Origin of the sequence: Pararhizobium polonicum, from assembly GCF_001687365.1 — a bacterium.
GTDB classification, from domain to species: domain Bacteria; phylum Pseudomonadota; class Alphaproteobacteria; order Rhizobiales; family Rhizobiaceae; genus Pararhizobium; species Pararhizobium polonicum.
In genome coordinates this window covers 719233-734119 of record NZ_LGLV01000004.1, presented here as the reverse complement: position 1 = coordinate 734119, position 14887 = coordinate 719233, and the positions used below count along the sequence as shown (strand labels likewise).

Annotated in this window: 14 protein-coding genes; 9 read left to right on the top strand and 5 right to left on the bottom strand. The window is 62.2% G+C overall.

The genetic code is table 11. The features are described 5' to 3' along the window. The first annotated feature begins 209 nt into the window (after positions 1-209). The 4 genes from dnaK to ADU59_RS05295 all read left to right on the top strand — a co-directional run bounded on the left by dnaK (position 210) and on the right by ADU59_RS05295 (position 5559). The gene (gene dnaK, locus ADU59_RS05310; RefSeq protein ID WP_068952335.1) at positions 210-2132 is read left to right on the top strand and encodes a molecular chaperone DnaK; all 1923 of its coding nucleotides are present in this window, start codon (positions 210-212) and stop codon (positions 2130-2132) included. 192 nt (positions 2133-2324) lie between these two features. Beyond that, positions 2325-3428: an acyltransferase family protein gene (locus ADU59_RS05305; protein WP_068952333.1), complete on the top strand. Its 1104-nt coding sequence runs from the start codon at positions 2325-2327 to the stop codon at positions 3426-3428. Positions 3429-3576: 148 nt separating this feature from the next. Continuing rightward, positions 3577-4707: a molecular chaperone DnaJ gene (gene dnaJ / locus ADU59_RS05300; protein ID WP_068952331.1), complete on the top strand. Its 1131-nt coding sequence runs from the start codon at positions 3577-3579 to the stop codon at positions 4705-4707. Between the two features lie 132 nt (positions 4708-4839). Then, positions 4840-5559, top strand: coding sequence for a glutathione S-transferase (locus ADU59_RS05295; protein WP_068952329.1), 720 nt, complete (start codon positions 4840-4842; stop codon positions 5557-5559). Positions 5560-5566: 7 nt separating this feature from the next. Here the strand turns inward: ADU59_RS05295 and ADU59_RS05290 are convergent, their stop codons facing one another. From ADU59_RS05290 to ADU59_RS05280, 3 genes are read right to left on the bottom strand one after another with little or no spacing between them, the layout of a single operon-like run. Continuing rightward, complete coding sequence (locus tag ADU59_RS05290; RefSeq protein WP_068952327.1) at positions 5567-7108, bottom strand: DHA2 family efflux MFS transporter permease subunit; 1542 nt, start codon at positions 7106-7108, stop codon at positions 5567-5569. Between the two features lie 6 nt (positions 7109-7114). Beyond that, positions 7115-8320 (bottom strand): HlyD family secretion protein, encoded by a 1206-nt coding sequence (locus ADU59_RS05285; RefSeq protein WP_068952325.1) that lies wholly within the window; start codon positions 8318-8320, stop codon positions 7115-7117. After that, a complete protein-coding gene (locus ADU59_RS05280; protein ID WP_068952323.1) occupies positions 8313-8774 on the bottom strand; it encodes a MarR family winged helix-turn-helix transcriptional regulator in 462 nt (153 codons plus the stop codon). The genes ADU59_RS05285 and ADU59_RS05280 overlap by 8 nt, the downstream gene beginning before the upstream one ends. A gap of 214 nt (positions 8775-8988) precedes the next feature. Here ADU59_RS05280 and recF point away from each other — a divergent pair, with 214 nt between their 5' ends. Genes recF through ADU59_RS05265 form a run of 3 tightly spaced genes read left to right on the top strand, consistent with a single transcriptional unit; the run spans position 8989 to position 11352 of the window. Further along, on the top strand, positions 8989-10113 hold the full coding sequence (gene recF, locus ADU59_RS05275) for a DNA replication/repair protein RecF (protein ID WP_068952321.1): 1125 nt from the start codon (positions 8989-8991) through the stop codon (positions 10111-10113). A 10-nt stretch (positions 10114-10123) separates the two neighbouring features. Further along, the gene (moeB, locus tag ADU59_RS05270; RefSeq protein ID WP_068952319.1) at positions 10124-10885 is read left to right on the top strand and encodes a molybdopterin-synthase adenylyltransferase MoeB; all 762 of its coding nucleotides are present in this window, start codon (positions 10124-10126) and stop codon (positions 10883-10885) included. Continuing rightward, a complete protein-coding gene (locus ADU59_RS05265) occupies positions 10882-11352 on the top strand; it encodes a GNAT family N-acetyltransferase (protein WP_068952317.1) in 471 nt (156 codons plus the stop codon). Before moeB ends, ADU59_RS05265 begins: the two co-directional genes overlap by 4 nt. A gap of 3 nt (positions 11353-11355) precedes the next feature. On the opposite strand, the gene ADU59_RS05260 is transcribed toward ADU59_RS05265, so the two are convergent. Beyond that, positions 11356-12360, bottom strand: coding sequence for a 2-hydroxyacid dehydrogenase (locus ADU59_RS05260; protein WP_068952315.1), 1005 nt, complete (start codon positions 12358-12360; stop codon positions 11356-11358). A gap of 196 nt (positions 12361-12556) precedes the next feature. Between ADU59_RS05260 and ADU59_RS05255 the strand changes: the two genes are divergently transcribed. Further along, complete coding sequence (locus tag ADU59_RS05255) at positions 12557-13096, top strand: SH3 domain-containing protein (RefSeq protein WP_068952313.1); 540 nt, start codon at positions 12557-12559, stop codon at positions 13094-13096. Positions 13097-13117: 21 nt separating this feature from the next. Here the strand turns inward: ADU59_RS05255 and ADU59_RS05250 are convergent, their stop codons facing one another. Continuing rightward, entirely contained in the window at positions 13118-14110 is a 993-nt protein-coding gene (locus ADU59_RS05250) for an adenosine kinase (RefSeq protein WP_068952311.1), read from the bottom strand. 176 nt (positions 14111-14286) lie between these two features. On the opposite strand from ADU59_RS05250, the gene ADU59_RS05245 reads away from it, so the two are divergent. Next, the gene (locus tag ADU59_RS05245; RefSeq protein ID WP_244506340.1) at positions 14287-14871 is read left to right on the top strand and encodes a TetR/AcrR family transcriptional regulator; all 585 of its coding nucleotides are present in this window, start codon (positions 14287-14289) and stop codon (positions 14869-14871) included. Positions 14872-14887 lie beyond the last annotated feature (16 nt).

Genomic DNA, 14887 nt, shown 5'->3' with positions numbered 1-14887 from the left:
ACAGGCCGATCTTTCCGCTTATTTGCTCCGCGCCGCTTTGTTTTTGCGTGTTTTCGCCGTTCAAGATGCCTTGCAGTCGGAAACGCTGCTCCTTATATACGCCCCATCACCACGGCTATCGCCGCGAATATTCCACTGACCATCCCGTTAGGGACTGTCCCATGAATGCCTGACCGGGTTCTGACAGTCCGCTGCAAGGAGAGAACGACATGGCTAAAGTAATCGGTATCGACTTGGGAACGACCAACTCCTGCGTCTCCGTCATGGACGGCAAGGACGCGAAGGTCATCGAAAATGCTGAAGGTGCACGCACGACCCCGTCGATCGTTGCATTCAACGACGACGGCGAGCGCCTGACCGGCCAGCCGGCCAAGCGTCAGGCTGTCACCAATCCGGAAAACACGCTGTTTGCCGTGAAGCGCCTGATCGGCCGCCGCTACGACGACAAGTTCGTCGAAAAGGACAAGGCCCTCGTTCCCTACAAGATCGTCAAGGGCGACAATGGCGATGCCTGGGTCGAAGCCCATGGCCAGGGCTATTCCCCGTCGCAGATCTCCGCCATGATCCTTCAGAAGATGAAGGAAACCGCCGAATCCTATCTCGGTGAAAAGGTCACGCAGGCCGTCATCACCGTTCCCGCCTATTTCAACGACGCCCAGCGTCAGGCAACCAAGGACGCTGGCCGCATCGCCGGTCTCGAAGTCCTGCGCATCATCAACGAGCCGACGGCAGCTGCCTTGGCCTACGGCCTCGACAAGAAGGACGGCAAGACCATCGCCGTTTACGACTTGGGTGGCGGTACCTTCGATATCTCGGTTCTCGAAATCGGCGACGGCGTCTTCGAAGTGAAGTCGACCAATGGCGACACCTTCCTCGGTGGTGAAGACTTCGACATGCGTCTGGTCGAATACCTCGCAGCCGAATTCAAGAAGGACCAGGGCATCGACCTGAAGAGCGACAAGCTTGCCCTGCAACGCCTCAAGGAAGCTGCCGAAAAGGCCAAGATCGAGCTGTCGTCCTCGCAGCAGACCGAAATCAACCTGCCGTTCATCACGGCGGATGCGACCGGCCCGAAGCACCTGACGATGAAGCTGTCGCGCGCCAAGTTCGAAAGCCTGGTCGACGATCTCGTTCAGCGCACCGTTGCGCCGTGCAAGGCAGCCCTCAAGGATGCCGGCGTCACCGCAGCCGAGATCGACGAAGTCGTTCTGGTCGGCGGCATGAGCCGCATGCCGAAGGTGCAGGAAGTCGTCAAGCAGCTGTTCGGCAAGGAGCCGCACAAGGGCGTCAACCCGGATGAAGTGGTCGCCATGGGCGCCGCCATCCAGGCCGGCGTTCTGCAGGGCGACGTCAAGGACGTTCTGCTCCTCGACGTGACCCCTCTGTCGCTCGGCATCGAAACGCTCGGTGGCGTCTTCACCCGCCTGATCGAACGCAACACGACGATCCCGACGAAGAAGAGCCAGACCTTCTCGACGGCCGAAGACAGCCAGAATGCCGTGACCATCCGCGTGTCGCAGGGCGAGCGCGAAATGGCCCAGGACAACAAGCTGCTCGGCCAATTCGACCTGGTCGGCATTCCGCCGGCACCGCGCGGCGTTCCGCAGATCGAAGTCACCTTCGATATCGACGCCAACGGCATCGTGCAGGTTTCGGCCAAGGACAAGGGCACCGGCAAGGAACATCAGATCCGGATCCAGGCATCGGGCGGTCTGTCCGACGCGGATATCGAGAAGATGGTCAAGGACGCCGAGGCCAATGCCGAAGCCGACAAGAAGCGCCGTGAAGGTGTCGAAGCCAAGAACCAGGCCGAAAGCCTGATTCACTCCTCGGAGAAGTCGCTGAAGGAGTTCGGTGACAAGGTCACGGAAGCCGAGCGCACCGCGATCTCCGATGCGATCGCTAGCCTGAAGAGCGCCGTCGAAGCCTCCGAGCCGGATGCTGAAGACATCAAGACCAAGACCCAGACGCTTCTTGAAGCCTCGATGAAGCTGGGTCAGGCGATGTACGAATCGCAGCAGACGGACGCTGCCCATGCTGACGCGCAGGCCGATGCCGCACGCGACGGCGATATCGTCGATGCCGACTACGAAGAAGTCAACGACGAGGACGATCGCAAGAAGTCCGCATAAACCGTCGTCGACGGATCAATCGAAAAAGCCCAGGGCCGCGACGCTCTGGGCTTTTTGCGTTTTCGGTGATCCCTTCAAAGTTGCCGCTCGGCTTAACGGATGATTCGCATGATGAGTATATGGTCCTGCTGGGCGTGTCGGCGAAAGCGCGCTGACGTCACCCGGCCATGAAACGCCAGCGGAGATTGCGGGATGCATTTCAGAATCTTCGAATCCTGGCGGCTTCTGGCGGCCATTCTGGTGATGGCCTATCATTTCCTGCGGTTCGGCTCGGGTGACCCGCTTCAATACGACGTCAGCCATGTGCTCGAGCGGCTGCTGCCGCTGATGGACATGTTCTTCATGATCTCCGGCTTCCTGATCCTCCTGCGCTATGGCGACAAGCTGAAGGACTGGGCGAGCTACAAATCCTTTATCGTCCGGCGTCTTGCGCGCTTCTATCCGCTGTATCTGGTGACGCTGGCGTTTTTCATTGCCGTCGGCGTCGCGCTGCATTTCGGTCTTGTCGCATCGACGGTGCCAGAGCGCTACGATTTCGGCATCCTGCCGCAGAATATCCTGTTGCTGCAGGCCTGGGGAACAACGGCGGAGCTGAGCTTCAACTATGTGTCCTGGTCGCTGTCGGCCGAATGGTTCTGCTATCTGCTGCTGCCGGTCTATATTTTCGTCATTCGCCGCGCGGGCGTTAAGGGGCTGGCATTGCTGGCCCTCGCCAGCGTCGTCCTGCTGGAAGTGGCGACCAAGGCTGGCGCCATCCCGTTCGACAGCTGGCTGAAGGCGGATACGTGGGGTGCCTACCGGGCCTTTGCCGACTTTGCCATCGGCGGGGTCGTCATGATGCTGGCACGCGAAAGCAAGCTGCAGCTGCGTTCGCATGCCCTGGCCTGGGGGCTTTTTGCCCTGGCGCTGGCCGGCATGCTGATGCTGTGGCCGTCCTATCTTCTGGTCGGGTTGCTGGCGCTCGCAATGTTCGCGGCCGCCGTGGTCGAGCGCAACAATCCCGACGGTGCCCGCTTCCTGGCAGTGCTTTCGCCGGCCGGGCGCGTCTCGTTCGGCATCTATCTCTGGCATCCGGTGGTGGAGACCGTCCTTCTCGCCGTCGTCTGGCGGCATGGTATTGCCCCGCTTGGCATTGTCAGCTTCTATCAATTCATGATCGTGCCGATGATTGCGACGGTTCTGGTGGCGATCGCTTCCGATCGATACTTCGAAAAGCCGGTCAGCGACTGGATCAACCGGCTTTTCGGCTGGGACCGGCGCTCCCATAAGGCGCAGACCGAAGGTTCGGCCGCCTGAATCTGTGCTTTTCTGACAAAAAGCGGCCGAGATAGTGTATTGCCTATGGTATCGCGCTTGAAGGTTTACTAAATCCTGTTGCAAGGAAATTTGGCGACCGCCGGGCAGCCGGTTTTGACGCGCCTATTCAACAGGACAATCTGCAAGCATGAAACGTGATCTTTACGAAACGCTCGGCGTTGCGAAAACAGCGGACGAGAAGGAGCTCAAGAGCGCTTTCCGCAAACTGGCGATGAAGTATCACCCGGACAAGAATCCCGGCGACGCGGAAGCGGAAAAGACTTTCAAAGAGATCAGCCTGGCCTATGAGATGCTCAAGGATCCGCAGAAGCGGGCAGCCTATGACCGCTATGGCCATGCGGCCTTCGAGCAGGGCGGCATGGGTGGCGGCGGTGCCGGCATGGGCGGCGGGGCTGGCGGCTTCTCCGATATCTTCGAAGACATCTTTGGCGAGATGATGGGCGGTGGCCGGCAGCGGCGGTCGTCCGGTGGCCGCGAGCGCGGCGCCGATCTGCGCTACAACATGGAAATCTCGCTGGAAGAGGCCTATGCCGGCAAGACCGCGCAGATCCGCGTGCCGACCTCGATCACCTGCGACGTCTGCACCGGCTCGGGCGCCAAGCCCGGCACCAAGCCGACCACCTGCGCCACCTGTCAGGGGTCCGGCCGTGTGCGCGCAGCCCAGGGCTTCTTCTCGATCGAGCGCACCTGCCCGACCTGCCACGGCCGCGGCCAGACCATTGCCGACCCCTGCGTGAAGTGCCACGGCCACGGCCGCATCACCGAAGAGCGTTCGCTCTCGGTCAACATCCCGGCCGGTATTGAAGACGGCACGCGCATCCGCCTGTCGGGTGAGGGCGAGGCGGGCCTGCGCGGCGGGCCGTCGGGCGATCTCTATATCTTCCTGTCGGTCAAGCCGCATGAGTTCTATCAGCGCGACGGCGCCGATCTCTATTGCAGCGTACCGATCTCGATGACGACGGCAGCGCTCGGCGGCAAGTTCGATGTGGCGACGCTCGACGGCACCAAGTCCCGTGTTTCAGTGCCGGAAGGCACGCAGGCCGGCAAGCAGTTCCGCCTCAAGGGCAAGGGCATGCCGGTGCTGCGCTCCAGCCAGGTCGGCGATCTCTATATCCAGATCGGTATCGAGACGCCGCAGAAGCTCACCAAGCGCCAGCGCGAACTTCTCAAGGAATTCGAGGAACTGTCGTCGAAGGAAAACAATCCGGAATCGGCGGGCTTCTTTTCCCGCATGAAGGATTTCTTCGACATCGAGTGATCGTCGCAATCGGCGACTGGTCGAACCGGCGATCCGCAATATATCTAGGCCGGAGGCAGCGATGCTTTCGGCCATTTTCATTGGCCATGCGCATGGCACACCATTGAGGCCTCGCCTTCAGGAGGAGCGCCGATGACCTATGAACTCTATTACTGGGATGGCATCCCCGGCCGGGGGGAGTTCGTCCGTCTGGCATTGGAACAGGCCGGCGCCGATTACATCGATGTCGCCCGCAATGATGGCGGTATGGCCCGCATGATGGCGATGATGAAGAACAGGACGGAAGGCATCGCTCCGCTCGCCCCGCCCTTCCTGAAAGACGGAGAGCTCGTCATCTCCCACGCCGCCAATATTCTGCTTTACCTTGGAAATCGGCTCGGTCTCGCGCCCGAGGATGAAGCCGGTCGGATAACGGCGCATGGGCTGCAGCTCTGCATCACCGATTTCGTCGCCGAAATCCACGATACCCATCATCCGATCGGCGTGTCGCTCTATTACGAAGACCAAAAGGACGAAGCGCTGCGGCGCACCGAAAATTTTCTTGATGAACGGCTGCCGAAATTCCTTGGCTACTTCGAAAAACAGCTGGTGAAGAAGCCGCAAGGGCAGGTCCATGCCCTCGGCGATACGCTCACCTATGTCGATCTGTCGCTGTTTCATCTGGTCGAAGGTCTGCACTATGCTTTCCCACGCGCGATGACTGCGGCAGAGCCGGACTATCCGCTTCTTGTTGCGCTCAACGCCCAGGTTCGTGAATTGCCGCGAATCGAGGCCTATCTTGCCTCGGAACGCCGCCTTGCCTTCAACGAACAGGGGATCTTTCGGTATTATCCGGAGCTTGACCGGTCATAAGACCGGCCTATTCCATCGCAACGCTGTGATCGACCGCCGGCGGCGCCTTTGGCTTGCGCAGTAGGAAGACCAGCGGCATGACGGCGAGCGACATGATCATCAGGAGCTTGAAATCATCCATATAGGCAATGATCGTCGCCTGCAGTGTGACGATACTGTCGAGCGAGGCGCGGCCCACGGCCGTCATCGGATCGAGCCCTGCCGCTGCCGGCGCCTGAAAGGCGTGGTTGAACGGCGTCACATAGGCTGCGATCGAAGCGTGGTTGATCTGCGTGTTCTCGATCAGCAGGGCCGAGACGACGGCGATGCCGACGCTGGAGCCGATATTGCGCGAGAGATTGTAAAGGCCGGTGCCGTCGCCGCGCATCTCGGCGGGCAGGGTGGCAAAGGCGATCGTCGTCAGCGGCACGAACAGGAAGCCGAGCCCGGCGCCCTGTATGAAGCCGACGGAGATGATGGTCCACTGCGAAACGTCCGGCGTCCAGCCGATCATGTCGTACATCGCCCAGGCGGTGATGGCGAGACCGGCGAACAGCAGGATGCGGGTGTCGACCTTGCCGATCAGGCGGCCGACGACGAACATGCAGACCATCGTGCCCAGTCCGCGCGGCCCCATGACGATGCCGGCGGTGACGACCGGATAGCCCATCAGCGACTGCAGGTAGGGCGTCATCAGCGCCAGCGAGGCCAGATAGGTGACGCCGACGACGAAGATGAACAGCATGCTGACGGCGAAATTCTGGTCGAGGAACAGGCGCGGATTGATGAAGGATTTCTCGGCCGTCAGCGTGTGGATCACCAGAAGGTAGAAGGCGCTGGCGCAGACGATGGCCTCGACGAGGATCTCGCCGGATGAAAACCAGTCCAACTGGCCGCCGCGATCGAGAAACAGCTGCAGCGAGGCGATGCCGAGGCTGAGCATGCCGAAACCGAACCAGTCGAGCTTTGCCTGGGTATCCAGCCTGGTTTCCTTGACGAAGATGCTGATGCCGGCGAAGGCAAGGGCGCCGATCGGCACGTTGATATAGAACACCCAGCGCCAGCTGATGTTTTCCGTCAGCCAGCCGCCGATGACAGGCCCGAGCACCGGGCCGACCATGACCGAGACGCCGAACAGCGCCATCGCCGACCCGCGCTCCTCGGTCGAATAGATGTCGAGCAGGATGCCTTGGGACAGGGGAACGAGCGCTGCGCCGAAAAGACCCTGCAGCAGCCGGAAACCGACGATCTGCGGCAGCGATTGCGCCAGGCCACACAGAACCGAGGCCGCGACGAAGCCGACGATCGCCACCAGGAGAACGCGCTTGCGGCCGAATTTCGCCGCCAGAAACCCGGACGGCGGTGTCATGATCGCCGCCGCGACGATATAGGAAGTCAGCACCCAGTTGATCTGGTCGGCGCTCGCCGCCACGCTGCCCTGGATATAGGGCAGCGCCACATTGGCGATCGTCGTGTCCAGCGCCTGCATGATCACGGCCAGGATGATGCAGGCCGTGATGGCGCCGCGATTGGCGACCGGGGTCGTTGCCGCGGATGGGATGCTGCTCATGGCGTGTTACTCGTGGGCGTTCGCGGTCGAACGGCCGAAAAGTTTCTCGATGGATTCCGGCAGGCCGCGGGCGTGACCGGTATCGACCGCGACAAGCGTGCTCATGCCGACGCGAAGCGGCGGCTTGCCGGCGGTATCGTCGATCGTCACGCGCATCGGAATGCGCTGTACGACCTTGACCCAGTTGCCGGATGTGTTCTGCGCCGGAAGCAGCGCGAAGCTGGCGCCGGACGCCGGGCTGACGCTGGCGACCTTGCCCTTCCACTCGACGCCCGGATAGGTATCGACGGTGATCGTCACCGGCTGGCCGGGTTTCACATAGGTAAGCTCGGTTTCCTTCGGATTGGCCGATATCCACATATTGCTGGTGGAGACCAGCGAGAAGGCCTGCTGCGCGGCCTCGAGATAGCTGCCGGGCTGCAGCGCGTTGACATTGGTGACGACACCGTCGAACGGCGCGCGCACGGTCGTATCGTCGAGTTCGCGCTGGGCATTGTCCACCGCCGATTTGGCTTCCAGATAGACCGGGTTGTTTTCGATCGGCTGGGCGGCATCGCCGCCAAGCTGTGCCAGCGTCGCTTCGGCCTGCGCCTTGGCGACGGTAACCTTCTGTCTTGCCGCTTCCAGATTGTGCTTGGCATCGTCATAGGCCGCATGCGAGGCGGCGGCATTCGAAATCAGCGTCTGCTGCCGGTCGAAGACCGTCTGGTAGTAGGGGATGTCGGCTTCGACCTGGGCGATCTGTGCCAGCGTCTGCGTATAGCTTGCCTTGAGGTTCAAGAGCTGGTTGCGTGCCGCCGCCATCTTGGCTTCTGCACCGTCCAGCGCGATGCGGAAGGAATCCGGCTTCAGCTGGAACAGCACCTGGCCGGCCTTGACCTCTTCGTTTTCGTGCACATTGACGGAGGCGACGATGCCGGCAACATCGGTCGAGACGCCGACCATGTCGGCCTGGAGATAGGCGTTGTCCGTTTCCATGATCTGGCCGCCGGTCACATAAAAATAGCCGCCGGCAATCAGCGCGGCGGGCAGCAGCGCGAACAGGATCGGCCGGGTAAGGCTGCGGCGGCGGGCCGTGCCGGCTGTGGCAACGGGGGCCGCTTCGGTCGAAGGCGGCGCCGCGATCTTTGCTTCGGCCGTCGCGCCCTCGGATGTCTCCAGGGCAGTGATATTGGCATTGGCGGGTACGCGAAGGGAGGATGTGTCAGCCATGGTGCGTTTCTTTGTCGGCCGGCGCGCGGCAGGCCTGCAGGAGGTTGGATTTCATCAGGTCGAGAATGGCGACGAGCTTTTCGCGGTCGTCGTCCGGAATGCCGTCAAGTGCTTCGCCGCGCGTTACGTCGCCGATGGCGCGCATGTCGGACAGCAGGGCACGGGCGCTTTCCGTCGTGTACAAAAGGGCAATACGGCGGTCTGTTTCATGCCGCTTGCGCTCGATGAAACCACGCTCGACCAGCTTGTCGAGAACCCGCATCAAGGTGATCGGCTCTATTTCAAGCAACTCGGCAAGGCCGCTCTGGTGAATGCCTTCGTTGCGGGAGAGATAGGCAATCGTCTGCCACTGCGAGCGCGTCAGGCCCATATGCTTTGCGCGTTGCTCGAAGCGCTTGCGCAGCAGCCGGGCGACGTCGTGAAGCAAAAAGCCCAGATTGGGGGCGAGGTTCATGGAATGAGTGCCATATGATTAGCATGCATAAGATAAGCAATCTTATTTTAGTATTCATGCCTGCGCAACCGGACATGTGTGCGCTGCGGCAAATTTTCTGTCACAGTTCGGTGATGTGCGTATCCGCTGCCTCCTGATTGATGTGGACCGATGTTCCGTCTTGCCATCGGCGTCCTCTGGGCTTAGCTCTCACCCCAACGCAACCGGATTTCCCATGCCGCACAAGGTTTCCCTTTCCCGTCTGAAGCTCAGTGATTTCCGCAACTATGCGGGACTGTCGCTCGATCTCGATGACCGCCATGTGGTGCTGACCGGCGAGAACGGCGCGGGCAAGACCAACCTGATGGAGGCTGTCTCCTTCCTGTCTCCCGGGCGCGGTCTGCGCCGGGCTGCCTATGCCGATGTGGCGCGCGTCGGCGCCGAAACCGGATTTTCCGTGTTTGCGGAATTGGAGGGCATGGATGGTCCGGTCGAAATCGGCACGGGCACGGCCGGAGCGGAAGAAGGCCAGACGCGCCGGCTGCGCCTCAACGGCACGACGGCAAAGACGGTGGACGAACTGCTTGATCATCTGCGCGTGCTGTGGCTGACACCGGCCATGGATGGGCTGTTCACGGGCGGCTCGGGCGACCGCCGCCGCTTTCTCGACCGGCTGGTCCTGTCGCTCGACCCCGAGCATGGCCGGCGCGCCACCGATTACGAGCGTGCCATGCGCAGCCGTAACAAGCTTCTATCCGAAGGACGGGCGGACCCGGTCTGGCTGACCGGGCTGGAGCGTCAGATGGCCGAACTCGGTATCTCCATGGCGCTGGCCCGGCAGGAAATGCTCGGTCTTCTGGCCGGTCTGGTGGAGAAGAACCACGAAGGTGGCGTCTTTCCGGCCGCCGATCTGGCCCTGTCGGGATTTCTCGACGGCGAGTGGCACCGCCCGGCGTTCGATCTGGAAGAACAGTATCTGGATATGATGAAGAACGGCCGTTACCGCGACGCGGCTGCCGGCCGCACGCTTGACGGCCCCCACCGCAGCGATCTCCTGATCCGCCACCGCGCCAAGAACATGGAAGCCGCGCGCTGCTCGACCGGCGAGCAGAAGGCGCTGCTTGTCGGCCTCGTCCTTGCCCATGCCCGTCTCGTCGGCAACATGACCGGCCATGCGCCGGTCCTTCTCCTTGATGAAATCGCCGCCCATCTCGATGAAGGGCGCCGTGCCGCGCTTTTCGATCTGGTCGATGATCTCGGCGGTCAGGCCTTCATGACCGGTACGGACCGGTCGATGTTCTCAGCCCTTGGCGATCGGGCACGCTATCTCACCGTTGCCAACGGCACCGTTTCCGGGTGACAGTCCCATCATGAGCAAACAACCTCTGAACCCCGAAGAAGTGCAGCGCTACGCCCGCCACATCATCCTGCCCGAGATCGGCGGGGCCGGGCAGCAGGCGCTGAAGGCAGCCCGTGTTCTGGTCATCGGTGCCGGCGGCCTCGGTGCGCCGGTGCTGCAATATCTCGCCGCCGCCGGTGTCGGCACGCTCGGCATCGTCGATGACGACACGGTCTCCCTGTCGAACCTGCAGCGGCAGATCATCCATGGCACGCCGGATATCGGCCGCGCCAAGGCCGACAGCGCCATCGATGCCATTCAACGTATCAATCCGCATGTCGAGGTGATCCGCCATATCGAGCGGCTGAACGCGGCCAATGCCGAGGCACTCTTTCACGGCTACGGCATTATCGTCGACGGTTCGGATAATTTCGAAACCCGCTATCTGGCCGCCGATACGGCGGAGCGGCTGGAGATCACGCTGGTGACCGCCGCCGTTGGCCGCTTCGATGGCTCGCTCACGGTTCTCCAGCCGTGGAAGGTGGCTGCGAACGGGAGTCTGAACCCCGGCTATCGCGATCTCTTTCCGGCACCGCCGCCGCCCGGCGTCGTTCCTTCCTGCGCCGAGGCCGGTATCGTCGGCGCGCTCACGGGCGTGCTTGGTACATTGCAGGCTATGGAGGTCATCAAGATCATCACCGGGGCAGGAGAGCCGCTGATCGGCCGTCTCCTGATGTATGATGGGCTGGCGGCACGGTTCGAGACCATCAAATACAGCCGGAAAGTTCGATGAACCTCCTGCCGATCGATGACGCGTTTGCGGATTGGGATGCGCTTCTGGCTCTCATCCTTGCCTCATTCGCCTATATGCACCCGCGCATCGATCCGCCATCGTCGGCCCTGCGGCTGACGCGTCAGTCCCTGCAGGAGAAGGCCAGGGCGGAGAAGTCCTATGCGGCGGTCGATAGCGGGCGATTGCTCGGCTGCGTTTTCTGCAAGCCCGAGCCGCCCGATTGTCTGTACATAGGCAAGCTTGCCGTCGCTCCGGAGGCACAAGGCAAGGGTGTTGGGCGTATATTGCTGCAGGCGGCTGAGGACCATGCCGTCGAATGCGGCTTCTCCAGCCTTCGTCTCGAAACGCGGATCGAGCTTGCGGAAAACCACCGCGTCTTTGCGCGATGGGGGTTTGTCAGGACCGCGCAGGCGGCCCATCCCGGCTTCTCGCGTCCGACCTATATCGAGATGCGCAAGATGCTTTGAGGATCAGGCCCTGCCGGGCAGCACGCGGTCCGGCGGGCGGTGTCCGTCGAAGAAGGTGCGGATGTTGATCACCACCTTGTCGCCCATGTCGATACGGCCCTCGAGCGTCGCCGAGCTCATATGCGGCAACAGCACGACCTTGCCCTCGCTGGCAAGCTTGACGAGCTTCGGGTTCACCGCCGGTTCGTTTTCGAACACGTCGAGCCCGGCGCCGGCGATCTTGCCTTCGCGCAAACATTTGATCAGCGCCGCCTCATCGACGATGCCGCCGCGTGCCGTGTTGACGATGTAGCTGGTCGGCTGCATCAGCGCGAGCCGCCGTGCCGAGAGCAGATGATAGGTAGCGGGTGTCGACGGGCAGTTGACCGAAACGATATCGACGCGGGCGAGCATCTGGTCGAGGCTGTCCCAATAGGTCGCCTCCAGCTTTTCCTCGGTCTCGGCGCTGACGCGCTTGCGGTTGTGATAGTGGATCGAAAGCCCGAAGGCCTTGGCGCGGCGGGCAACGGCGGTGCCGATCCGGCCCATGCCGACAATGCCGATGCGCTTGCCGGAAATCCGCCGCCCGAGCATCCAGGTCGGCGACCAGCCGGCCCATTCCTCTTTCCTGTCGGTGAGGATTCGCGCGCCTTCGGTCAGGCGGCGGGGCACGGCCAGAATGAGCGCAAGCGTCATGTCGGCCGTATCTTCCGTCAGCACGTTCGGCGTGTTGGTGACGGTGATGCCGCGCCGCGCGGCCGCGTCGATGTCGATATGATCGACACCGTTTGAAAAGCTTGCGATCAATTTCAGCTGCGGTCCGGCCTGTTCGATCAGCGCCGCGTCGATCCGGTCGGTCAGCGTCGGAACGAGCACGTCCGCCCGCTTGACCGCGGCCACCAGCTCCGGTTGGCTGCGCGGCGTGTCGTCGATGTTCAGTTCGGCATCGAACAGCTCCCGCATGCGCGTCTCGACGACATCGGGCAGTTTGCGGGTGATATAGACCTTGGGCTTTTTCTTGTGTGTCATCGCTGCTTGCTGAGCCTTGTTGACGGGTTCTTAACCAAGATGAGTGATCGTTCTCCCTGCAGTTCATTTTCTACCAGACCCGGTGTGGAAGACAAACAAAACTCTGGAGGTTCCCTGACGATTTGCCTGTCTTCGGCAGGGCCGGCCAGAAATTTGACTGCAAGCTTCTGAATCTTTTTGGAAAACGGATTTCGTCATGCGTCAGTTCCTTTCCAGGCTCGCTTTCGTTGCCGCAGCCGCCCTGTCTCTTGCCGTGCTCGACGCGGCGCCTGTCTATGCCCAGGCAGCCAAGGGGGCAAGCGGGCTGCCATTGCCACGCTTCGTCAGCCTCAAATCCAAGAGCGTCAACCTGCGCGTCGGCCCGAGCGTCGATTATGCGGTTGCCTGGCGCTATCTGAGGGCAGGCGTCCCGGTCGAGGTCACCCAGGAATATGACAACTGGCGCAAGATCCGCGATGCCGACGGCACCGAAGGCTGGGTCAATCAGGCGCTGCTCTCGGGTGAACGCACGGCGGTGGCCGCACCGTGGATGCGCGGCAAGGGCGAGGGCGTCTTCGTCAACATGCGCCGCGATCCGCAGTCGGGCGGCGCCATCATCGCGCGGATCGAACCGGGCGTCGTCGTGCATGTCGGCGAATGCAATGGCGAATGGTGCCGCGCCAACGCCCAGGGCACGGACGGCTGGATTTCGCAGGTCGAAATCTGGGGTGCCTATCCCGGCGAAGCCTTCAAATAGGGTTTTCCCGCAAGCCGGGGCTCAGAGAAGCCCGGCTTCCCTTGCCGCCGCCGATAGCGAGATCATCGGGCGCGGGCCAACCTGTTCGATAACGATGCCGGCCGCCAGGCTTCCCAGCCTGCCGCAATCGGCAAGCGTCCTGCCCGTCGTATAACCATGCAGGAAACCGGCGGCATAGAGATCGCCGGCCCCGGTCGTATCGACGACACGGTTGACCTGCGTCGCCTCGACCTTGACCCGCTCCTGTCCCCTGACGACGATCGAGCCTTCTTCGCTCAGTGTCACGGCGGCCAGCTTGCAATCCTTGGCGATCATCGACAGCGCCTGCTCGAAATCGTCCGTCTCGTACAGCGCCAGGGCCTCGGCCCGGTTGGCGAAGACGATATCGACGGTGCCCGAGCGCATCAGGTCGAGGAATTCCGCCCGGTAGCGATGGACGCAGAAGCTGTCGGAGAGGGTCATGGCCACTTCGCGGCCATTCTCGTGGGCGATGCGGGCACATTCGCGGATCGCGTCCTTGGCAAGCGGCGGATCCCACAGATAGCCTTCGAAATAGGTGACGGCCGCATCGGCGACGACAGCCGGCTCGACATCCTCCGGGCCAAGCTCGACGCAGGCGCCGAGATAGGTGTTCATCGAGCGCTCGCCATCCTCGGTGACGAAGATCATCGAGCGGGCCGTCGGCGGATAGGTTTCCAGCGGCTTCGTCTCGAAATGCACGCCCTGTGCCCGGATGTCGTGGGTAAAGATCTCGCCGAGCTGATCATTGGCGACCTTGCCGAAATAGGCGGCCTTGCCGCCGAGGCTGGCAACGCCCGCAGCGGTATTGCCGGCACTGCCGCCGGAAGCCTCCAGGGCCGGTCCCATGCGCGAATAGAGCAATTCCGCCCTGTCGGCGTCGATCAGGTTCATCGCGCTCTTGATGATGCCGTTGTGAACGAGAAAGGCGTCGTCGCAGCGCGCGATGATATCCACAATCGCATTGCCGATCGTGAGCACGTCGAATTTTGTCATCCGGAACCGCCTGGAATGTTTGTGTCAGCCGGTGTCCGGTAATAGCGGATTTCCGGGACTTTGGAAGAGGGAGGCGGAAAAGAACGGTGACACGCAGATTTTACTTGATATAGGAAACGATCATTTCCTATATCAAGCTCATGGAAATCGAGAACCATCTTTCCCCGGAACCGCGCATGCGCGGCCGCCCGCGCGCATTCGATGCCGATATGGTGCTGGACCGGGCCATCGACGTCTTCAGCGCGCAGGGTTATCACGGCGCATCGATCGGCGATCTTGCCGAAGCAATGCAGCTGACGCCCGGCAGCATCTACAAGGCCTTCGCGGACAAGCGTGGCATATTGCTCGCCGCCTTCGCCCGTTACCGGGTCGTGCGCAGCACGAAGCTCAGGACGGCGATCGAACCCTTTCCGCTCGGGCGGGACAAGATCAGGGCCGCCCTGACGTTCTATGCCGAGGCCGCTCACGGCGCGCTCGGGCAGCGTGGTTGTCTCGTCGTTGCGACCGCCACGGAACTGGCCGCCGCCGATCCCGTGGTGGCGGAGCGCGTGACCGCCGCCCACGCGGCAAACGAGGCCGTGATGAAAGATTGCATCCTGCTCGGTCAGGCAGACGGGTCGATCTCCGCCGGCATCGATGCCTCAGACACCGCCCGCGCCCTGTTGTGCCTGCTGCAGGGTATGCGCGTCGTTGGCAAAACCGGCCGAAGCCGCACACAGATGATCGCGGTCGCCGATGTGGCGATGAAGCTGCTCGATTGAGCCCTGCACCCTTGAA